Origin of the sequence: Dyadobacter sp. CY323, assembly GCF_021390245.1 — a bacterium.
In the GTDB taxonomy this organism is placed as follows: Bacteria; Bacteroidota; Bacteroidia; order Cytophagales; family Spirosomataceae; genus Dyadobacter.
In genome coordinates, this window is sequence record NZ_JAJUXH010000012.1 from 166,228 (window position 1) to 189,101 (window position 22,874).

Consider the following 22,874-nt stretch of genomic DNA (forward strand, 5'->3'; position numbering starts at 1 on the left):
TATGAACACTTTATTACCTGATTTTATGAAGCGCGTTATTTTAATGCTGTTTGTCCTTTTTTCACTTCCATCCCTGGGCCAAAAACAGGTTAATAAACAAAGTGGCGTGTGGCTGGGGTATTTCAACCAGACCAGGATTTCTGATAAATGGGGCATCTGGCTGGACTTGCACGCGCGTCGGACTGATTTTCTGGATCGGTGGTCTACGCAGATCATCCGGCCAGGGATTACTTATTATGCCAATGACCATCTCAGGTTTACCGCCGGGTATGCATACGCCCGCAGCTATCCTGCCGCCGGCCTGCACACCGTCCGGCCTGAAAACAGGCTTTGGCAGCAGGTACTTTGGACAAGCCGCCAAAAACGCCTGCAAACCCAGCAGTGGATCAGGGTCGAGGAGCGCTTTAACCACAAGATCGCCAATGATGCATTGCAGGACGGGTACAATTTCAACTTCCGTTTCCGGTATTTATTGAACCTGATGGTGCCTTTGAACCGGGATTTCATTGAACCCAATACATTATTCTTCGCATTCAATGATGAAATCCATATCAATGCAGGCAAACAGATCACTTACAATTTATTTGACCAAAACCGCCTTTTCGTCGGATTAGGCTACCAGTTTACAAAAGGCCTGAATCTGCAGGTCGGTTACATGAACCAGTTCCAGCAGCTGCCTTCCGGAAACCATTTCAACAGCAACAATGTGTTAAGGGTTTTTGTGTTCCATAATCTGGATATCAGGTCCAAAAAGTAGGGTTTCCCTCAATCAAAGGTCATCGGTAAAATGCCGTCTCGATTTTTCCTGATGGAACTTCCGGCTGTTGTAGTCGCCTGATTTGTTTTTCGGGATTGAAAGGCTTTGCCATTTATCGTTGGCAACCATTTTTGCAATGTAAACCATTTGCCCGATGTGGTAAGGATAATGTGCGAGCTGCCGGTTGATGGCTTCCATCACCGTGTGCCCGTCATTTCGGATGTAGACCACGGCTTCCAACTGCTCGTTACTCAGGTTTCGCAATGTCGTGAGCAGACATTCCCAGCCTTTGTTCCAGTGCTCCATGATTTCGGCGCGACTGGTAAAACGATCGTCGAATTCCGCGTCACGGTTTCGCCAGGGTTTTTCGCCATCGGTCGTCAGGAAATCGGTGAAACGCGAGAGCATGTTCCCGGCTATGTGATTCACGATCAATGATATGCTGTTACTCTCTTCATTGTATTGCCAGAATAGCGCCTCGTCGGGCAATTGCGCAATGGCCTTTTCGCCAAGCATTTTGTAGTACTCAAACTGTTTGATCGCACTGGGTAAATAGGTTGAATTCATGAGGTCAAAATTTTGTGTCGCCAAATTTCTCTTTTCAAGATACAATCAATTTCTTCAGATTGATCTCTGCTTTCAACCGGGTAAGTTCTCCCAGCAGCCTTGTTTCCTGCACTTCATTCATTAAGCCGAGCTCCCGGGCCATTCTCGCGATTTCAAAATTCAGAGTGTCTATCTCCGTTTTTCTGCCTGCACGGATGTCCTGCAAGGTGGAAATAAGTTGTCCGTCGGACGAGCGGCTAATCTGTAAAAGACTTTCTTCCACTTCATGTATTGTGAGTAAAATCCCTTTTGCATTTGCAATGGAGATGCATTCCGCAATCACCCGACGGGCCATGTGCAGCGCCGACTCGTTCCTGTGAAAAATGCCATTATCTGCTTCCAGCAGCGGGCAAACCGAATTGAAAACGCAATTGACGATCGCCTTTCTCCAGATCGTATGCTGAATGTACGCTTTGCTTTTAAAGATAAGTTGCGGCGTGTTCAATTGCCTCACGATGTGCTGCAAACCGTCGGTATTACCACGCTCAATGCCGACGGGGCAAGCGGCCACCGGTTTGAAACGGACGGTGGTTTCGTCAATGATCTGGCTGGTAACAAATAACACGCAGCGATAAATTTCAGGAAATCCGTTCTCAAAGAATGGCCTCTCCACTCCCAGCCCATTTTGGAGTAACACAATGGGTGAACTGCCGGTTTTGTTTTTTAATGCAACCGCCAGCTGCTCATTCCCAAACGATTTATTGGCAAGAACAATAATGCCGTTCAGCGCAGGAAATGCATTTAAGGTAGAAACGGTAACCTCGGCCTCGTGCACGGTTTCGTCCGGCATCTGCACGCGCAGGTGCCCGATTTTCCGGCTATCGTCGTTTACACTGCCTCTGATGATCGTGGCCTTTCGTCCGGATAATCTCAGAAAAACCGCCAGCGCCTTCCCGATCGCGCCTGATCCGATGATGTAGATATGGTCTGAATTTGAATGCATAATGCTAGTATGGACTGACAACGGCAAATTTGACCAAAAAGAAACTCCGATAGCAGATGCAGTTTTGCTATTTTTGACAGTAGCAGTTTTAAAGTATGAAAAAAGAAGATCCGGACAAAGGCAAATTTGTATATCTCAGGATTGCGGATATGATCGAGCAGCAGATCCTGGACAATACGTTGCGCGCCGGGGACAAGCTTCCGTCGTTGCGGACTGTTTGCAGCGAATATGGAGTCAGCCAGAACACGGCCCTGAGCGCCTATTACCATCTTGAAAGTAAGATGCTGATCGAAACCCGGCCCCAATCCGGCTATTATGTCAAGTATTCAGGCACCAGAATTCCCCAGGTGCCTGATATTAGCAGTCCGTCAACGATTGCAAATTTTGGCATCAGCGAGCTGCTGGTGAGTAAAGTATATGATAATCTCGGGCAAACCGGGCACTTGCCGCTCGCGCTGGCCACGCCTGCCAACGAGCTTTTACCCATTGCCAAGCTGAACAAAGGTTTACTATCGGCAACCCGCGAGTTGAAAGGCAGCGGCGTGGCTTACGACAAAGCAGAGGGGAACGAAAGGTTGCGGCGGCAAATAGCACGCTGGGCATTTCACATGGAATGCAGCCTCAGCCACCACGACATTATCACTACCGGCGGCTGCCTCAACGCACTTTCGTATTGTTTGATGTCGGTAACTGAAAAAGGCGATACGGTCGCTATGGAAAGTCCGGTATCGTTTGGGATGCTGCAACTGGCCGAGGCCCTGGGTTTGAAAGTACTGGAACTCCCCACGCACCCGGAGTCCGGCGTGGACCTGAATGCGTTTGAGGATGCTTTGAAAAACGGAAAAGTGAAAGCCAGTCTGCTGATCAGCAACTTCAACAACCCGCTGGGAAGCTGCATGTCCGACGAAAACAAAAAAGCAGCCGTGCAGCTGGCAGAAAAGTATAATGTTCCATTGATCGAAAATGACATCAGCGGCGATGTATACTTTGGACAAAACCGGCCAAAATCCTGCAAAACCTACGATCGGAGCGGGATCGTGCTCTGGTGCAGCTCGGTATCCAAAACACTCGCGCCGGGCTACCGCGTTGGCTGGGTGGCACCGGGCAGGTTCAAGGAGCATGTATTGCGAATGAAGCTTTATCACAGCATTTCGGGTACTTCCATCACGCAGGAAACGATTGGCGGCTTTCTCGAAACGGGACGTTATGAGAGCCACCTTCGCAAGCTCCGCCACACCTTGCATGGCAATATGCTCCGGTATTCGAGGGCAATTGCCGACTATTTTCCGGAAGGAACAAAAGCCAGCCGGCCGCAGGGTGGTTTCGTTTTGTGGGTCGAGCTGCCGGCGAATGTCGATACCATCGACCTCTATGAAAAAGCACTTGCCCGGAACATCAGTTTTGCTCCGGGCAAGATATTCACGCTGCAAGATCAGTATCAAAGCTGCATGCGGCTCAACTACGGCTTATTGTGGAATGATCAAACAGAATCACAGTTAAAAACGCTCGGCGAATTGGCTAACCAGCTTATTCGTTCACTTTCCTGAAAATAATCGCGTCAGCAATGACCTGACCTACTGAACCTTCACTCAGTATGTCTACATAACCGTCCATACCTTCCCAGAAACTGAATTTCCCAATAGAAAGCGATTCTGTCGGCCTCGCCCAAATCTCCTCTTCCCTTTTTTTGAATGGATCCTTATTTTGAATCGCATTGTCGGCGATCTCCTGTTTCCCATTTCGTCGTGAGAAGGCGTATAAATTAAAAATTACAAAACGAAAGTAAAAAGCATTTTAAACCTTTCTTTTAAGTACATCAAGAACAATTGTCAGCCGAAACAGTTGTACCGCAACAAGCTTTTCCTGGATTTATCTTCGTTTACCGGTTCTTCATTTTTAACTGCAGCTTATAGCTGGAAACTTCTGCGCCTTGAACACAAGTACAACTTTTCACAAGATTCTCAGGATCACCGTTGAAAGACCAAACTTTCGAGACCTGGTTGAACAAAGTATCATTTTAACCGGCCGGCTCGTCCTTTTGGTTTGTTGCTTTTACATTCCGTCCCCGGCTAATGCACAGGTCACGCCATCGCAGCAATTACCCGCTCCAACCAGGGCTGGTTCCGGCTTGCTGCCACTTCCGCAGCAGATGGAACTGACCGGGAAAATGTTTACGATCGGTAAAAACTGGAAAATTATGGCGGATCCGGCACTCGCCAAAGGTCAGGCACTCATGAGCCTGCTGCAGGGATTAAAAGAAGCCGGTCTTCCACTCTCCATTGTAACCCGCGGTTCCTCGGGTGGTTCCCCGGCCATTCGGCTGGTCGTCAAGAAGGGATCTGTCGCCATTGGAGCCAGCGTCGATACGAACCGGACCGCGCTTGCACGCCAGGCATACCGCCTGAGTTTAAAGCCCGGAACTATTACCATTACTGCCAATGCTACACAGGGTTTGTACTACGGAATTCAAACCTTTTTGCAGTTGGTTAGAACGCAGGCCATTAAAAACCAGCTTCCGGAAGGTGACATTACGGACTGGCCCAGCGTGGAAGTCAGGATGATTTACTGGGACGATGCCCACCATTTGGAGAAACTAAGCGCATTGAAGAGAATTATCCGTCAGGCCTCCACGTATAAGATCAATGCTTTTTCAATAAAACTGGAAGGTCATTTCCACTATAAATCGGCCCCCGCCATTGTTGAACCCTACGCCATGTCGGCCCAGGAGTACCAGGAACTGACGGATTTTGCAAAAGCACACTATGTCGACCTCGTACCATTTCTCGATGCACCCGCACACGTATCGTTTATCCTAAAACACCCGGAGTACCGCAAGCTGCGGCTGCTCGACGACATCAACTACCAGTTTTCGGTTACCAACCCCGCCGCATTTGAGCTGCTCGATGCCATGTTCAGCGAACTCATCAACGCCAGCAAGGGTAGCAAGTACATTCTTCTTTCGAATGACGAAGCCTATTACACCGGTAAAGCGCCGTCGGAGAAACCAATGGCGGATAGCCTCGGCGGAAATGGACGATTATTGGCCTGGTTCATAAAAAAACTAGCGGACAGGCTGCATGAACAAGGCCGCACGGTTCTGTTCTGGGGTGAATTCCCATTGACAAAAGAGGATATCAAATTCCTGCCGTCACACCTGGTCAATGGCGTTTATAGCAAGGCCAGTGCTTCGGATTATAAAGACCATGGAATAAGGCAGTTTGTTTATACAGCCACTCAGGGCGCGGAGCCTGTTTTTCCCAATTATTACCCGCTGCATACGAAAACCGCGATCATGGAAGATGGAAGTGATCGCTCGTCGGGCCGTGTAGCGGACATGATGAAGGAAATTGGTACTGCCTTCAACCAAAAGCTTTCTTCCTTCATGGGCGTGGTGATCGCCGGCTGGGCCGATGCGGGATTGCATCCCGAAACATTCTGGCTGGGATATGCCACGGGCACGGCCGCCGGATGGAATAACCAAAACCTGACCTCCGCGGATGCCACCGCCCGGTTTATGACATCTTTTTACGGGCCTTCACAAAGGGATATGGATCGGGTTTACCGCATTCTCAGTGTACAGGCGGAGTTCCATACCACGAGTTGGGATTGGATCGCCTCACCCTGGCGGACACCGATCAAAGGAAACTCGGATGGTATCTTCGCCCAGCCGCAACCGGCAAAAGACCAGACATTGCCTCTGCCACCGGTGCCAAATCCCGGTACTCTTGCAATCGGCAAAAACACTTACCCTGTGAACGCAGAGCGCTTTTCAACGGCGCAGACGATGCTTGCCGGCCATGAAGAAGTGCTGAAACTGCTCCGGGACAACAAATCGCGTGCTGGAACTCAGCTCTACAACCTGGAAGTGCTGGAATCCGTAGCGGCGATCTGCGGACAAAATCTCCGGATGCTGGTGTCGTTGAACCAGATTACCGATCGGCTGCAGGAAGCTTCATCGGCTGCTGCTGCCAATCCCGCGCTGGCTGTCAGGCAACTGGATGCTGCCATGGAGATGGTTAGTAACCTAAAACAACAACGCGACAGTACGCTCGCAATGGTCACGAAGACCTGGTTAAAAGAATGGCATCCGCTGGTTGAAAAGGCCAACGGGCGCACATTCCTTCATCAGGCAGACGATATCAAAGACCACCAGCCGATTCGTACCATTGATCTTAGTTATCTTATTTACAGAGAATTGCATTATCCACTTGAAAAGTGGTGGAACGATGTAAAAAAGGTACGGAATGATTATGCGCAGTCACACCAGTTACCCTTGGTGGATAAACAACTTGACTGGCAGAGGTATCACTAACGGCCATCATTTAATACAAGCTCACATTACTTTCACGCGCGTGGATATTTCCTTTTTTGAGCCTTTTTTCAAAAGCTTCGGGTTGTTCTCCCGGGCTTGGCCACACGTCACTGGGTGTATGTTCCTTCTTAAAGATCTCAGTCGCCCGTTTGATGATATCCGGATGCAGCTGACTCTGGTTTTTGGACTGCTGGGGATCCGCTACGAGGTCATAGAGTTCAATTTCTCCTCCATTGGATTTATGAACATACCATTTTCCATATCTCAATGCCTGATCCTGGTCGAATTCCCAGTAGAGAAACTCATGTTGTTTCTGATCTTTCTTGCCCAATAATGTTGGCAGGAATGATATTCCGTCGATATCGGAAGGCGGTGTCACACCTGCAATTTCGGCAGCGGTCGGCAGAAAATCCCAAAACGCCCAGACATGATCACTCACCTGGCCTGGTGCAATGTGCTTTGTCCAGCGTGCCAGCGCCGGCACGTGAAATGCACCATCGTACGTATTGCCCTTTCCGCCCCGTGTCGGCGAACTCAAATTGAAAAACTGGCTGATGCTTGGCGTTTTTTTATCGGTTACATACCTTTTTTCATAACCACTCGGGTTACCGTTGTCGCTGGAAAAAAGGATAACTGTGTTTTCATCCAGACCAAGTTCTTTTAAAAGGGCAAGCAATTTCCCGACTTCGGTATCCATGCGCGTTACCATTGCCGCCCATTCCTTATGCTGGATCGGCCAATCTTTATCCTTGTACTCACCAAGCTCGGGCACGATCAACTGTCCATGTGGAAGCGTGTAAGCCAGGTATAAAAAGAAAGGAGCGTCCTTATTTTTTTTCACAAATTCCAGTGACTTTTCGGCATACACATCAAAGGAATATTTAGCCTGCGACGGATCTTTCATCCCCAGTGGATGCACTTTTCCATCGGCGTCATACGGACTTGGCTTCGAATAGTTTTCAAGTTTATAATGCTCCTGGTTCCCTGGAAAATATACCTTTTCTTTATTGTGGTAGAGAAATTCAGGATAGTAGGTATGGGCATGCTGCTGGTTCAGATAACCATAAAATTCATCGAAACCCATGTCATTGGGCAGGCCCGGCTGGTTATTTACACTCAACCCCCATTTACCGAATAAACCCGTTTTGTATCCTGCGTTCTGCAACAGGTGGGCAACGGTGAAATCCCCCGGGCGCAACGACTCTCTGTATGCTTTGTAACCGTTATCCCGTACGCGTGCATGACCCGGATGCTTGCCCTGCATCAGGCAGGAACGCGAGGGCGCGCACACCGCATTGCCCGCATAGGCCTGAGTGAATTTCATCCCCTCCCTCGCCAGTCTGTCAATGTTGGGAGTCCTGATCAATTTTTGTCCGAAAGGCCCGGTATCTCCCCAGTTCAGATCATCACTCAGAATGTAGATGATATTGGGAGATTTCTTTCCGCTTTTCTGAGCTACTGCGCCTGAGAGGGTGCAAAAAAGTGCGAATATGGCAATTATCGTTTTTTTCATTTTTGGTATCGTAAATGTTTATTTGGAATAACCCGGATTTTGCTCCAATGCAGGGTTCTGTTCAATCACTATCGAATGCAGCGGCCACAAATAGTCCCTGTCCCTGTTAAATGACCGCGTCTGGATCACTGTTCCTTTGCTGTTGTAAGCCTTCGTGTTCATCACCACCTCTGCCGTTTTCCATCTGCGGATATCGTCGTAATAAAGACCTTCACCCGCGAGCTCGATGCGTCTTTCCAGTCGGATTACTTTTCGTAAATCATCCTTTGACAAGCCAGGCGTTACGTCCGGCATTCCGGCACGTTTTCTGATCTTATTTAGGGCTTCATAAACGGATGCTTCTGCACCCACGGCCTCATTCTGCGCCTCGGCGTACATCAGCAAGACGTCGGCATACCGCAGGACAATGAAGTTCAAGGCCGAATTTGTTACATCGGAAGCATATTTTGTATCATCCTCGTAAGTCGTGTATTTCTTATAGCCAAATCCCGTGCTGTAATATTTGGTATCGGAAACGGTAACGCCTTTGAACTGGTAACCTGGCATCGCTATCGTTTTCAGCAGCCTCGGGTCTCTGTTTTCGTAAGGTTTGGCTGCATTAAAGAGCGGGGATGTATCGCTTGGAAGCCCGTCTTTCATCAGGTAACTATTCACCAGATCGGGAAGTGGGGCCACATTCAATTGCAGATCGAGCGTGAGGTTCCAGCCGTGCACATAATCAGGCGCCGCAAACTGGACATCGAAAATCACCTCGGGATTTCCCTCGTTGGCGATCATGAACAATTGGCGGTAATCGGCAAACAGGGAATAATTGAGCTGCATTACTTCTTTGGCAGACTGCGCAGCTTCCGCCCATCTGCTCTCATGAAGCAGTACCCTGGCTTTCAATGCCAGCGCCGCACCTCTGGTCGCCCGTCCTTTGTCAGCCCCACTGTACGATACCGGAAGAGCCGCAGCTGCGTTCGTAAGGTCGGTCAGTATCTGAGAAAGCACTTCCGACTGCTTGTTTCTGGGAAGCTTACCCTGCTCTTCCAGGCTCGGGCCATCGAGTATCAAGGGTACCCCTCCGAAATAATTGGCAAGGTCAAAATAAAACAACGCACGCAGAAAAAGCGCTTCTCCGGTGATGCGCTTTTTCAATGCGGCATCCATATTCACGGGTTCGATATTCGCCAGCAGGTTATTGACCCTTCCGACTCCCTGATAATTCAACTTCCAGATGCTGTTGAACCAGTCGTCATTACCCGCATCGTGCTTTCCCTCGGCCAGCTGTATCTGCCCGCTTTGGTTGTAGGAATTGGGAGAGATGTTGTCCAGGTTGAGTTTGTAATCCTTATATCCCCGGGTCACGGCATAACATCCATTAATCGCCGAGACCACGTGGGCTTCCGTTTTCCAGAAGTTTTCTTCGTTGTAGGTGTCCGTCGGAACCGTATCGAGGAAGCTGTCCGAGCAGGAAGACAGCGTCAGAATGCTCAGCAGCGCCAGTTTTATACTATTGATCTTCATTCGTTTCAGATGATTATTGATATTAGAAAGTGACATTCACGCCCACGGTGAAGGTTTTGACTGACGGATATTCAGCCAGATCTTCCCGGGTAGTATTCCGTTCCGGGTCGCTTAATTTATATTTGGAGAAAGTCAGCGCATTCTGTGCATTTGCAAACACCTTCACTTTTTGCAATTTTATCGCACTCAGAACCTTGGAGGGTATATTGTAGCTGATCTGAATGTTTTTCAGCCTCAGAAAAGATCCGTCCCGCAGCCAGAAAGTTGAGTTTTTATAATTAGCGCCACTCCCACGCTTGGGTTCGCCCAGGCGGGGATAACGGGCATTGGGATTTTCTTCCGTCCAGCTGTTGGCCCATACGTCTTTGGTGATCCCGGCACCATTAAAATTGGGGAAAGCAAGATTTCCTTTCGGATACATATCAATACCCTGTACTCCCTGAAAAAATGCACCGAGATCGAACCCCTTGTAATTCACGCCAAAATTAAAGCTGTAAGTAAACTTGGGAACGGTGCGTCCCGTGATCATACGGTCGTCGCTGTCTATCACATCGTCTCCATTCAGGTCACGATAAATGATATCTCCCGGAGCTGTTGTCTTTCCCTGAAAAGCATGGTTCTTCACCTCCTCGGCGGTTTTGAAAATCCCCTGCGCCTCGTACAAATAGTAGGCATTAACCGGATAACCTTCCTTGATGATATACAGGCTCTGATCGCCGCTGTACTGCACATCGCCATTGAGGAAACTCACTTTGTTTTTTATAAAAGCGATCCCCGCACCTACATTGTAATTAACCTGACCTACATAATTTGCATGTGTCGCAGTGAGTTCCAGACCTTTATTAGACATGTTATAAAGGTTGGTAATAGGTCCGGTAAGATTTCCAACCTGCGCGGGAACGTTAATGCGCGCCAGAATGTCGGTTGTGGACTTATCAAAAATATCCGCGACAATTCCCAGCTTGTTGTTCCAGAAAGCCAGGTCCAGCCCTATGTTTTTGATCGTCGTCGTTTCCCAGGAAATCCGCTGATCCGCAAGCGTGGTCACCGCTGCCCCGGCCACGAGGGTATTGTTGAAACTTGCTCCCTGTTCCAGGTTAATGGAATTGGAATAACTATACAAAGGCACACTCTGATTACCCAGCTTACCCCAGGATGCCCGCACTTTAAGATTGCGCAAAGCTTCTATGTTTTTCAGGAAATCCTCCTCGCTGGCCCTCCACGCACCGGAAACAGACGGAAAAAATCCCCAGCGGTTCCCACTTGCAAAACGGGAGGAGCCATCGTAGCGGAAGTTGAATTCCAGCAGGTATTTGTCCGAATAATTATAGTCTGCCCGCCCGAAATAGGACATCAGCCTGGACTGAGAGGATGTTCCGCCAACATTTTTGTTAATGGTTCCCACGTTCAGTTCCGTCAGCTGATTCCCGAGAAATCCTTCCACGTACGCATTAAAACCTGCGATCTCGAACGACTCGCGACTGAACCCGAGCAGGGCATTCAGGTGATGGCGGGCACCCAGGTCTTTATTCCAGGCTAATGTCTGAAAGAAGCTGGTGTTCAGGTTATTATTGTCGTAACGGGTTGCACTTCTCTGTGCCGGGTCAAACCGGAGAACCTTGGGAACGTTGGGAGCCTTAGGGTCATAAAGATATACTTCGGGTATGAAACGGGACACCATTTCATCGTACTTATTTGCGGCAACGTTGACCTTGTATTTGATGTTAAAGGGGAAATTATACTCGGCAAATACATTCACCAAAGCGCGCTGGTTCTTCGTATCCAGCCCGCCTTCCACCGCCTTCGCATACGGATGCCGGAACACGTTGTGTCCCGGAGTAATGAACCTGGAATCGCCGTAACGACCATCGGCAAGAATATTAGGATAAATGGGTAAAGCCCTCGTCACGTTACCCACGAGTGTTTCCGCGCCTTCAGCAGGTTCGTGTCTGTTCCAGTACGTAGCCGAAATGTTTGCTCCCGCATTCAGTCTGTCCGTAATCTTGAAACCGAGATTCGTATTCAGGGAATATTTCTTTGCATTCGTGGCTATAAGGATACCTTCCTGACTCAGGTGACCTAATGAAAATGAATACGTGATGTGGTCGCTCCCACCCGAAAGACGGACATTGTGTTCCTGAGACGGGGCCACTCTGAACATGATATCGAACCAGTCGGTGTTCGGGTACAAATCGCGGTCGGTACCTGTTCTGAACTCCTCAATGTCTTTTTCAGTGAAAACCGCGGGCTGTCCCTCGTTAATGCCGGCCTGGTTCCTGGAAATCATCCAGTCCACCGAATTAGTGACGACGTCGGGCAGATAAGTGGCCTTCTGCCAGCCAAAGTAATTGTTATATTCAAGCTGCGGCTTGCCTTTTTTGCCCGACTTCGTAGTGATCAGGATAACACCGTTTGCGGCCCTGCTTCCATATATCGACGCTGACGCAGCATCTTTCAGAACGGAAATATTTTCAATGTCCGATGGGTTCACATCATTGAGACTGTACTCAATGCCGTTCACCAGAACAAGCGGGTTATTATCGTTCAGCGTACCCACTCCCCTGATCCGGATCGTTGCCAGATCTTTTCCCGGCTGGCCACCCGCCTGGTTCACATAGGCTCCGGTAACACCCTGCAATGCCTGAGACGAGTTGGTCAACGGCCGGTTTTCCAGGAATTCCGCGCTGACGGTTGAAATGGAGCCTTTCAGGTTGACCTTTCTTTCTTTGCCGTACCCGATCACCACTTCCTCAAGCTGCGTTTGATCGGGCTGAAGTCTGATCGACAGATCCGTTTGATTTCCTACAACAACTTCCTGGCTTTTATAGCCGATGAACGAGAATATGAGTAACTCCGATTGCTCCGCCTGCAACTTAAACTCGCCGCGACTCCCCGAAACTGCTCCCCGGGTAGTACCTTTTACGCTGATGTTCACACCGGGTAAAGCCTCTCCCTTTTCGTCGGTTACTTTCCCCGTAACCGCCTTCACGACGGCAATGCTACTTTCTTGCGCCGGCGTCAGTTCGGAAGTCTCCTTGGTTGCACCTTCTTTTTGTTTCTCCCGTTTTATCACAATGGATTTTCCGGACAAACGAAACACGAATCCGTGGCTGTCAAGGATATCCTTGAGGGCTTTTTCGAGAGACTGGTTTTTCAGATTTACCGAGACGTTTTTTTCCCTGACCACATCGTCATAATTGTAAACAAATGTGTAATCGGTTTGCTTCTCGATTTTTTTCAGTACCTCTACCAGGGTGGCCTTCCGCAGGTTAAGCGAAATTTTCACCGGTAAAAGCTCCTGCTTTTCCGTTGCATTAACGATCTGCGTAAATGCCAGTAAATAGAGCCAGATGGCGATTTTAGAAATATGCATAACTTCTTTTTTATGTATGGGTGATCAATGTTTTAATCCGCCGGACAAAGCGCGAATTTTAGCGGAGAATTCTATATCTATTCCATTGTTTTAGTAGATTAAAAATGTAAAAATTAGTCGCAGCCGGTTCCTGAGATCAATACATCCTTTCCAGACCCGCTGATGGAAAATTGCAGATCGTTCACGTCACATAAAATCCCGAGCACTTCCTTCAGTGGCGTATTTCCGTCGAGAACTGCCGTATAACGACATTTTTCAATGTCGTTGTTTTGAAAAGCGATCTTCACATCATACCATCTTTCCAGTGTACCCGCGATCTCGGGCAGGGTTTGCGCTGCAAAGCTGAACCTCCCGTCCCGCCAGCTCAGGAGCGCCGCCGAATTAAATTGAGAACGTACAGCTTTCTCGGAATAATGATCAAAACTGATCTGGTCATTGGGTTTCAAAACACCGAGTGGGACGTCGCCTTCGTTCACCTGAACTTTCCCCCTCACTACCGAAACGGCCGTAAGTATTTCATCATCAAAGGATTTTACATTAAATGCGGTACCAAGCACACGGGTTGTAACCCCTCTGGCAGCAACCAGGAATGGAGTTTCAGGATCTGGTTTGATGTCAAAAAATGCCTCTCCCCGGAGCTCCACTTTACGCTGATCATCAAATCGTTCGGGATAACGCAGGGTACTGCCAGCATTGAGCCAGGCCTGCGAACCGTCCGGTAGTTTTTGGATCACAACCTTCCCCGCAGGACTTGTCACGGTAATGTAGCGCACATTCTCCGGCCTGTTCATGAAAAAGAAAACGCCCAGTGCAAAAACAACGAAAGCGGTAACGGACATCGCTAAACGAAACCATAATCCCCGGTAAAAAGGCAGGGACATTGCGGGCCTGATCGTTCGTTTAACTCCCGTAAGTATGCGTTTCCTGATCTCCCGTTCGCCGCCGTCGACCTCAACAGTCTCTTTGATCTCGCTGTTGTACCAAACATGCAGTTCACGCGCTTCCTGGTCCGAAGCCCGATTGAGCAAATACTTTCTTATCACAAAAGGCAAATCTCCCTTTTTCATGTGTAACCGCAGTTTATACTCACATAGTGTTGTAAGTATAATGCGACCCTTGCTCCTGCCCGGAAAAAATTTGAAAAAGTTACAAAGTGAACCAGATGCTAAGCAGCATATTCAGGTCTTTGAGGGATAACCGGATTACCCTGAGTGCTTTGGTGAGATGCCCTTCAACCGTTTTTACTGAAATGCCCAGTTCGTTGGATATTTCAGCAGCCGAAAGACCGTCTTCCCGGCTATACTTGAATACGACCTGACATTTTTCAGGAAGGCTGTCAACTACGCCGGCCAGGTACTCCTCCAGAAACCTGGCATAAATTCTGGATTCATCCAATTGAACGTAATCCAGATTGTAGCCTGCCGCAAGCAGATTTTTCTGACGCCGTTCCTTAAGTTTATAATTAAATACTGCAAACTTGACCGCCTTCGCAAGGTATGCCGACAAAGAAATGATCTCGACTTTACCCCTCCTCTCCCATAAACTGACAAAAACTTCCTGAACCATTTCCTCTGCGATGACCTCATCCTGTGCATGAGAAAGAGCGATCCCCAACAAACGTTTCCAGTACCGATTGTAAATTTCCTCGAAAGCTTTTTCCGAACCATTCGTCAGCCCAAGGATCAGTTCGCTCTCCGATTGATTTGCCTGCAAGTCCATCATATTGTTTATAAAAATGCACAAGCGAAGTTGTAAATTAATTTTCAATAATCTTACTTTGTCTATCAATTAAGTAGAATATTGCTTGCTAGCCACCAGTAAGCAGGTTCGACGCACTTCCACTTATCCTAATTCATCCTATGATCTTAAAATTACGAACGCTCACCTCGCGTGAGGCTTACTGGCCTGCTATGCTCCTGGCCGTGCTTTTTTACCTTCAATCTGCTGCCACATCCGCGCTGGCACAATCCATAGTGGTGAAGGGAAAAGTGATTTCTTCGGGCGACCAGAGCGGCGCTCCCGGCATCAATGTCATTTTGAAAAACACCACCAACGGGACAACGACCAATGCAAACGGCACTTACGAAATTGAAACACCTGAAAATGGCATTCTGGTGTTTTCAGGGATTGGTTACCAAACCAGCGAAGTGCCTGTAAACAAGCGCAGTAACATTGATGTAACGCTTTCGGTCGACACCAAACAACTCAACGAAATTGTGGTCGTGGGTTATGGAACGCAGAAAAAAAGTGATGTGACCGGCGCGGTCGGCTCTGTGAAAATGGACCGCGAGATTACAAGCCGTCCCATTGTTGAACTCGGCCAGGCTTTATATGGAAAAATCCCCGGCGTGCAGGTTTTGAGCAGCAATGGCCGGCCCGGAACATCCTCCACCATTCAGATTCGCGGGATTAATTCCGTGTCGGCCAGCAGCTCGCCGCTGATCGTGATAGATGGGATGCCGATTCCCAATTACGACCTTAACTTACTCAGTGCGAATGACATTGAATCCATGGAAGTCCTGAAAGATGCTTCCTCAGCAGCGATTTACGGTTCCCGGGGCGCTAACGGCGTGATCCTGATTACAACCAAAAGCGGCAAGGAAGGCCGGACCAAATTCAATGTCAATTATTCCTATGGTGTGCAAAAGGTCATAGACAAGATCGACGTGATGAATTCGACGGAATATGCGCAGGCTTCCATTGATGCAGCACAAAACGGCTGGATCGAAAGCGGCGGCGACCCCAGCGCGCCTAACACCATTGAGGCAAGAAAACAATACAAATACACCTGGCCCACACAATTTGACAATCCCGGAAGCCTGCAAAACACCAACTGGCAGGACCTGATTTTCAGAACCGCTCCCATGCAAAAGATCGAGCTGAATGCAAGCGGAGGCAATGCTAAAACCAACTTTATCGTTTCGGCGGGTTATGTAAAACAGCAAGGCATCGTGATTACTTCCGATTACAAAAAATACACATTCAACATCAAAGCCAATTCACAAATCAAGGATTGGTTGCAGGTTGGCGGCATGCTGAATGTGAGTTATGACCATGAAAATGAGCCCTATAACCGCACCGTGGAATGGGCCGTGCAGTATCCGACCATTTATCCGGTTTACGGAAACAACGGTCTTTTGGGCGCACCCGCCAACACGCCGGGCTTTGAGAAATACGATGCGATTTTGTTCAGGCCGAAAAACGGACATCCGCTTTACCAGATCACGGACGACATTCAGCACAGGCAGTTCAATAACCTGGGAAATGTGTTTGCACAAATTGATTTTCTGCCCGGATTGCGTTTCAAATCGGCCCTTAACTTCTTCTATAACAGGTCGGACAACAACAATTACCAGGCGGTTGACCATAATCTGGGACCGACTTATTACACCGAAGGGATTATGACCGTGAACCAGTCGCGGACATTGAATTACACCTCTCAAAACCTGCTTACCTACGACAAAACATTCAAGGAACATTCGTTTTCGGCGCTTTTGGGAATGGAGTATAACAACAATGATTATTACTACACCAACCAGGAACGCAGAGGTTACGACAATGATCTTTTAAAGGCATTAAGCGCTGGAAAAACGGTTTTCCAGGCAGAGGATGATAAAAACCGGAGCATTCTGATCTCTTACTTTTCACGTTTAAACTACACATTCAAAGGACGTTACCTGCTTTCTGCCAGCATTCGCCGCGATGGTTCCTCGCGTTTCGGGCCGAATAACAAATGGGGCGTTTTCCCGTCCGTATCTGGCGGCTGGATCGTGTCGGATGAAGCATTTCTTAGTTCTGTTAAACCAATTAACAACTTGAAATTGCGTGCTAGTTATGGCTTTACCGGGAACGACCGCTTTGCCGATTACAAATGGATTGGTGCGATGTCACAGGGCCGCATTGCTTTTGGAAATAGTTTAAATACAACTTACTATCCCGGCAGCATTACCAATCCTGATCTGGAATGGGAACGCACGCAGCAATTTAATGCGGGTGTGGATCTTGGCCTTTTCAGCAACCGCATTGTTTTTGAGGCAGATTATTACATTTCAAAATCCGATGGATTGCTTCTGGACGTCCCGATCCCGATCGTTTCCGGTTTCACGAGTGTTTTCAAGAACATTGGAAAATTACAAAACAAAGGACTCGAACTGAACCTGACCACGCACAACCTGAAAGGTGCATTAGGCTGGACTTCGCAGCTTAATTTTTCAAGAAACCGCAACAAAGTGCTGGCTCTCGGGAAAGACAATGCGCCGATGATTTATCAGCCCGGATTTGGAATGGAGTCAATCAACAAAGTGGGTGAGCCGATTTTCAGTTTCTATGGTTACCAATATGATGGCGTGTACATGAACCAGGGCGAAGTAGACGCAGATCCGTCGCATTATGCGTCTGCAAAACCCGGCGACGGTCGTTACAAAGACATGAATGGGGATGGTGTTTTGAATGCACAGGACCGCACGACCATTGGAAATTACACACCCGATTTCATCTGGGGCTTCACCAACAACCTGACTTACAAAGGTTTCGATTTCAGTGTGCTGATCCAGGGCGTGCAGGGAAGCGATGTGTATGACAACAACATTCACCGCGCTATGCTTTACCACGAAGGCCGCAATTATTACAAAGAAATGACAAACCGCTGGCGCTCCGAGCAGGAGCCGGGCGATGGTTATCATTACAAATTGACGGTGGATCTGGATGGTTATGAGAAAACAGCGTCGAGTTACTGGATCGTTGATGGCTCTTATTTCCGCGTTAAGGCGCTCACATTAGGCTACACTTTCCCATCTTCAATTTTATCCAGATTAAAACTCGAATCGCTGCGCATTTATGCCAATGGCCAAAACCTGTTTACACATAAAAACGCGCCCATTTTTGATCCCGAAAACTTCAACGGAAGCGCCACCAGCGCAACGGCCCGCGGCGTAACACACTCGCCCTACCCTTCCGCAAAAGTTTACACATTTGGTATCAATATTGGTTTCTAATAATCTAACATTCAACGAAATGAAGCATTTTAAACGACATATATTATACATTTTCCTGGCCGCAGCAGGCTTTTCATGCAGCGAAAGCCAGCTCGACCAATATCCTGAAACACGGTTGACGGAAGGAAATTTTTATTCCAATGAAGCGCAGATAGTACAGGCCGTGAATGACGTCTACCGCCAGCTGAACCGCCACTATGCAGCAAGCGGACTGGTGGATCTTTACGGTGAAATGTATTCGGACAACACGTACATTGAGTTTTCCGGCGGGGCAACCACTTTTGAAGACGACATTAAAGCATTCCGCATTCAGCCAAATAACGGACTGATCCAAACGGCCTGGAACAACAGTTACAACTCGATTTATATCTGCAACAATGCTATTGAACAGCTCGAAAAAACAACCGTTCAATTCAGCAACCCGGCTTTGAAAGACCGGCTAAAAGCGGAAGCGATTTTCATTCGCTCACTGTTGTTTTTTAATATGGCGCGCGTGTGGGGCGACATTCCTTTGCCTTTGAAAGTGGTGAGTTCTGATGAAAGTTATTCGTACTTGCGTGAGAAAAGAGATGGCGTTTACCAGCAGATCATTGCGGATCTGAAAGCGAGCAAGGCCGTTTTACCCCCAAGTTACACCGGAACGGATGTGGGCCGTGTTACCAAATATGCGGCTGCGGCAGTGCTTGCGGAAGTTTACCTGACCATTAACGACAAGGCCAATGCTGCAAAAGAGCTAAAAGAGATCATTGACAGCAATGTGTATTCCCTAGATGCAAATAAAGATGGCGTCGTAAACAGCGCGGATTATGCATTCAACTTTTTGCCGGGCACCAAAAATTCGAAGGAATCGGTTTTGGAATTGCAGTTTTTGGCGGGACAAAATGCGGTGAACAGCAATTACCAGCAAACTTACACGCCTTATCACTGGGCGTTCCATTTGCCGGGCAGCACAGAAACTTTCCGTGGAAGCGGCCTCAACAGCCCCACGCCCGACCTCACCAATGAGTTTGAAACGGCAGACACTATTCGGAAGAACATTTCGGTGTATCCGGGTTATGTGAATCTGGAAACGGGCGCATTTATCAAATATCCATTTACCCAAAAATTCTACGATCCCAACTGGCGTTACCCGGGTCAGAATGTAGAACTGATCCGCTATGCCGACATTCTGCTTTCCTACTCCGAGGCGACGGATGATCCGACTTATCTCAATCAGGTAAGAGCGCGGGTTGGGCTTCCGGGCTTTGGGAAAGCGGGTTATCCAGTGAAATATGCCACATTAGCACTGGCAATCGAGCATGAACGAAGGACAGAACTGAGCTTTGAATTCCACCGCTTTTTTGATCTGGTGCGGACGGGCCGCGCGGTGCCGGTTTTAAAAGCGAAGGGTTATAACATTACCGAAAGCAAGCTCCTGTTCCCGATTCCGCAGGCGGCGATTGATGTAAATCCAAAACTTACGCAAAACCCATATTAGAAAGGAAGGTCAGCAATGTTTTGATAACATTAAGCGGAATAGCACGCTATTCCGCACCTTCATAACCCATGATTTTTGTGAAAAAAATAGTTAAATACATCATTGTAACGACCGTTGCGCTGGCAACCAACTGCGTAGCGACCAGCTTCGTGGAAGCCAGCGCGCAAAGCGCGCCTAACATGATCTTCATTATCGGCGACGATATCAGTTGGGATGACATTGGCACGTATGGAAATAATAAGATTAAAACGCCCAATCTGGACAAACTTGCGCGCAATGGATTGAAATTCAACAACATGTATCTGACGGCAAGCTCGTGCAGCCCGAGCCGTACGAGCATTCTCACCGGCAGATATCCGCATAATACAGGCGCTGCCGAGCTGCATTCGCCGCTGCCTGCGCATTTGAAATTCTTTCCCGAACAGCTTCGGCAAAAAGGCTATTTTTCTGCATTAGTGGGAAAATGGCACGAAGGTCCGGCGACAAAACGGGCATACGACACATTGCTGGTGGATAAAAAAGCCAATGGCGAAGGCGGCGAATTGCAATGGGTGAATCTCCTCAAAGCCAGACCAAAAGGCAAACCGTTTTTCTTCTGGTTGGCAGCTTATGACGCGCACCGGCCGTGGTCAACGAAAACGGAGGGGCCACAGCACAATCCGGCGACAGACATTATCGTGCCGCCGACATTGGTGGATACGAAAGAAACGCGGCAGGATCTTACATTTTATTACAATGAAATTTCCAGGCTCGACCATTATGTAGGTGAATTGGAAAAGGAATTGGAAAGACAAGGCATTGCCGAAAATACACTGATCATTTTTACAGCTGATAATGGCAGGCCATTCCCCGGAAGCAAAACCCGATTATACGATGCGGGTGTAAAAACGCCATTTCTAGTCAAATGGCCTGCTGGAATTAAAGCCGGACAGGCGACGGAAAGTCTGGTGAGCAGCATTGATATTGCGCCGACATTGCTTGAACTGGCAGGTGTGGAACCGGCAGAAACGGTTCAGGGAAAAAGCTTCGCAAAACTTTTCAAAACGCCCGATCAGGAATTCAGAAAATACGTTTTTGCCGAGCATAACTGGCACGATTACGCTGCTTACGAGCGCTCCGTTCGAACGAAGGATTTTTTATATGTGATCAATAAACGAACAGCATTTGATAATGGCGGGCCGATCGATGCCAACCAAAGTGCATCTGCCAAAGCATTGAAAGCAACGAAGGCAAACGGCAAATTAACATTGCTCCAAAGCGACGCATTGCTGACGCCACGGCCTGCCGAGGAGTTTTTTGACAACTTCAAAGATCCGCTGCAATCCAGAAACGAAATAGCCAACAAAACCTACGCCGCGCCAATCGCCGAGCTGCAAAAAGTATTAAAACAATGGCAGGACGAAACCGGCGATACGGAGCCCGCAAATCTCACGCCCGATTGGTATGACCGCGAAACCGGCGAGCCGACCGCAAATAAAGATAAGCGCGGCGAAATGCCCGGCAGTGCAAAAAAAGCCGATCATATCAATGCCAAAGGGCCATTTTAACCAACATTAACCCATTATGAGCACCCGGGTTTTACTCCTGTTTCTCCTGATTTTTGTAGTCGCAGAAACCAATGCGCAGCAAAAAGACAAGCCCAACATTCTCTGGATCGTAAGCGAGGATAACAGCCCGTTTTTAGGCTGCTATGGAGACACTTTTGCCACCACGCCAAACCTGGACAAATTTGCCAAACAGGGAATTTTATACAAAAATGCATTTGCCACCGCTCCCGTGTGCGCACCCTCGCGCAACACGCTCATTACGGGCATGTACGCGCCGTCGTTGGGCACGGAACATATGCGCAGCACGTATCCCGTTCCCGATTATGTGAAATTCTTCCCGCGTTACTTCCGCGAGGCAGGTTACTACACGACCAATAATTCCAAAAAGGACTACAACACCACCGACCAGCTCGAAGCCTGGGACGAATCCAGTGGCAAAGCGACTTACAAAAACCGGAAGCCGGGGCAGCCATTTTTTGCTGTCTTTAATCTGAATGTTTCGCACGAAAGCGGCATCCACACTGCTGTTCCGACGGAGAAATTGAAGCACGATCCGGAAAAGGTAAAACTCCCGCCTTACCATCCCGCTACGCCCGAAATGAAGCACGATTGGGCGCAGTATTACGACAAACTGGAAGAAATGGACCGTCAGGCCGGCGCGCTCTTGAAGGAACTGGAAGCGGAAGGGTTGGCTGAAAACACAATTGTTTTTTATTACAGTGACAATGGCGGGATCTTGGGCCGCAGCAAAAGATTTGTGTATGAATCGGGCCTGCGCGTGCCGCTGATCATCCGCTTTCCTGAAAAATATTCGGGACTGGCGCCAAACACACCGGGCTCCGTCACAGATCGCATTGTTACCTTCAATGACTTTGCGCCGAGCGTGCTTAGCCTGGCAGGGCTCGAAATCCCCGCGCATATGCAGGGAAAAGCATTCTTAGGTTCAAAAGAAGTGAAAGAACGCGCTTATGCTTACGGTTTTCGCGGCAGAATGGACGAGCGTACGGACCTTTCCAGAACAGTGCGGGACAAAAAATTCAGGTATATCCGCAATTATTTGCCGCACAAAATTTACGCGCAGTATCTCGAATATCTGTGGAAAGCGCCTTCAATGCCTTCCTGGGAAGCTGAGTTTAAAGCAGGCAGGTTGAACGAGGATCAAAAGAAATTCTGGCAGGAAAAACCTGCGGAAGAGTTGTTTGACATTGAAAATGATCCACATAACATTCACAACCTCGCCGCCGATCCCAAGTATAAAGACATTTTGTTAAAACTCAGAAAAGCCAACCACGACTGGCTCATAGAATCGCAGGACGTAGGATTCATTCCCGAAGCATTATTAAGCAAAATTTCTGAAACCACTCCCCTGCGCGACTATTCCAAAAGCGGAAAATATGAGTTGAGCAAGGTCATCGAAACAGCTGAAATTGCGTCGTCGCGAGACAAATCACACCTGAAAGAACTCATTAAGCGACTCAGTGATAAAGATGCGGTTGTGCGTTACTGGGCGGTAATCGGAACGATCGTGCTGAAAGATGACGCAATAGCTGCGAAGGTTAAATTACAACCATTACTAAGCGACCCGGAAGTGGCTGTCCGCATTGCCGCCGCCGAAGCATTGCTGGCATTTGGCGAAACGGACGCAGCGGTGCAAACATTAAGCGAAGCATTAAAAAGCGAAAACCAAATGGCGCGCGTTCAGGCATTGAATGTCCTGGAAACGATTGGCGCCAAAGCACAGCCTGCATTTGAAAATGTAAAATCGCTGTTAAAAGGCAACCCGAAAGATTCTGATTATGACGTGAGGGCAGCGAAAAAGATCCTCGAACTGACCTCAAAATAA

14 protein-coding genes are annotated in these 22,874 nt (G+C 48.4%); 7 read left to right on the forward strand and 7 right to left on the reverse strand.

The window, feature by feature from the left end:
• Nucleotide 1: 1 nt before the first annotated feature.
• Complete coding sequence (locus tag LZG72_RS18470) at nt 2-757, forward strand: DUF2490 domain-containing protein (protein ID WP_233875825.1); 756 nt, start codon at nt 2-4, stop codon at nt 755-757.
• Between the two features lie 12 nt (nt 758-769).
• Here the strand turns inward: LZG72_RS18470 and LZG72_RS18475 are convergent, their stop codons facing one another.
• Together LZG72_RS18475 and LZG72_RS18480 are read right to left on the reverse strand one after the other, a co-directional pair.
• On the reverse strand, nt 770-1,324 hold the full coding sequence (locus LZG72_RS18475; RefSeq protein WP_233875826.1) for a DUF1572 domain-containing protein: 555 nt from the start codon (nt 1,322-1,324) through the stop codon (nt 770-772).
• A 34-nt stretch (nt 1,325-1,358) separates the two neighbouring features.
• A complete protein-coding gene (locus tag LZG72_RS18480; protein ID WP_233875827.1) occupies nt 1,359-2,306 on the reverse strand; it encodes a ketopantoate reductase family protein in 948 nt (315 codons plus the stop codon).
• Between the two features lie 95 nt (nt 2,307-2,401).
• On the opposite strand from LZG72_RS18480, the gene LZG72_RS18485 reads away from it, so the two are divergent.
• Together LZG72_RS18485 and LZG72_RS18490 are read left to right on the forward strand one after the other, a co-directional pair.
• Entirely contained in the window at nt 2,402-3,853 is a 1,452-nt protein-coding gene (locus LZG72_RS18485) for a PLP-dependent aminotransferase family protein (RefSeq protein ID WP_233875828.1), read from the forward strand.
• A 383-nt stretch (nt 3,854-4,236) separates the two neighbouring features.
• Nucleotides 4,237-6,618: a beta-N-acetylhexosaminidase gene (locus LZG72_RS18490; RefSeq protein ID WP_233875829.1), complete on the forward strand. Its 2,382-nt coding sequence runs from the start codon at nt 4,237-4,239 to the stop codon at nt 6,616-6,618.
• Nucleotides 6,619-6,628: 10 nt separating this feature from the next.
• On the opposite strand, the gene LZG72_RS18495 is transcribed toward LZG72_RS18490, so the two are convergent.
• The 5 genes from LZG72_RS18495 to LZG72_RS18515 all read right to left on the reverse strand — a co-directional run bounded on the left by LZG72_RS18495 (nt 6,629) and on the right by LZG72_RS18515 (nt 14,735).
• Entirely contained in the window at nt 6,629-8,131 is a 1,503-nt protein-coding gene (locus LZG72_RS18495) for an arylsulfatase (RefSeq protein ID WP_233875830.1), read from the reverse strand.
• 18 nt (nt 8,132-8,149) lie between these two features.
• Nucleotides 8,150-9,676 carry a RagB/SusD family nutrient uptake outer membrane protein gene (locus LZG72_RS18500; protein WP_233875831.1) on the reverse strand — a complete coding sequence of 509 codons (1,527 nt, stop codon included), beginning with the start codon at nt 9,674-9,676 and terminating at the stop codon, nt 8,150-8,152.
• A complete protein-coding gene (locus LZG72_RS18505) occupies nt 9,663-13,013 on the reverse strand; it encodes a TonB-dependent receptor (protein ID WP_233875832.1) in 3,351 nt (1,116 codons plus the stop codon). Before LZG72_RS18505 ends, LZG72_RS18500 begins: the two co-directional genes overlap by 14 nt.
• Before the next feature lie 113 nt (nt 13,014-13,126).
• On the reverse strand, nt 13,127-14,080 hold the full coding sequence (locus LZG72_RS18510; protein ID WP_233875833.1) for a FecR family protein: 954 nt from the start codon (nt 14,078-14,080) through the stop codon (nt 13,127-13,129).
• Between the two features lie 79 nt (nt 14,081-14,159).
• Nucleotides 14,160-14,735, reverse strand: a complete 576-nt coding sequence (locus LZG72_RS18515) for an RNA polymerase sigma-70 factor (protein WP_233875835.1) — start codon at nt 14,733-14,735, stop codon at nt 14,160-14,162.
• A gap of 137 nt (nt 14,736-14,872) precedes the next feature.
• Between LZG72_RS18515 and LZG72_RS18520 the strand changes: the two genes are divergently transcribed.
• The 4 genes from LZG72_RS18520 to LZG72_RS18535 all read left to right on the forward strand — a co-directional run bounded on the left by LZG72_RS18520 (nt 14,873) and on the right by LZG72_RS18535 (nt 22,874).
• Entirely contained in the window at nt 14,873-18,007 is a 3,135-nt protein-coding gene (locus LZG72_RS18520; RefSeq protein WP_233875837.1) for a TonB-dependent receptor, read from the forward strand.
• Nucleotides 18,008-18,026: 19 nt separating this feature from the next.
• Nucleotides 18,027-19,484, forward strand: coding sequence for a RagB/SusD family nutrient uptake outer membrane protein (locus tag LZG72_RS18525; RefSeq protein ID WP_233875839.1), 1,458 nt, complete (start codon nt 18,027-18,029; stop codon nt 19,482-19,484).
• Nucleotides 19,485-19,561: 77 nt separating this feature from the next.
• Nucleotides 19,562-21,031: a sulfatase gene (locus LZG72_RS18530; RefSeq protein ID WP_233875841.1), complete on the forward strand. Its 1,470-nt coding sequence runs from the start codon at nt 19,562-19,564 to the stop codon at nt 21,029-21,031.
• Between the two features lie 16 nt (nt 21,032-21,047).
• Nucleotides 21,048-22,874, forward strand: coding sequence for a sulfatase-like hydrolase/transferase (locus tag LZG72_RS18535; protein WP_233875843.1), 1,827 nt, complete (start codon nt 21,048-21,050; stop codon nt 22,872-22,874).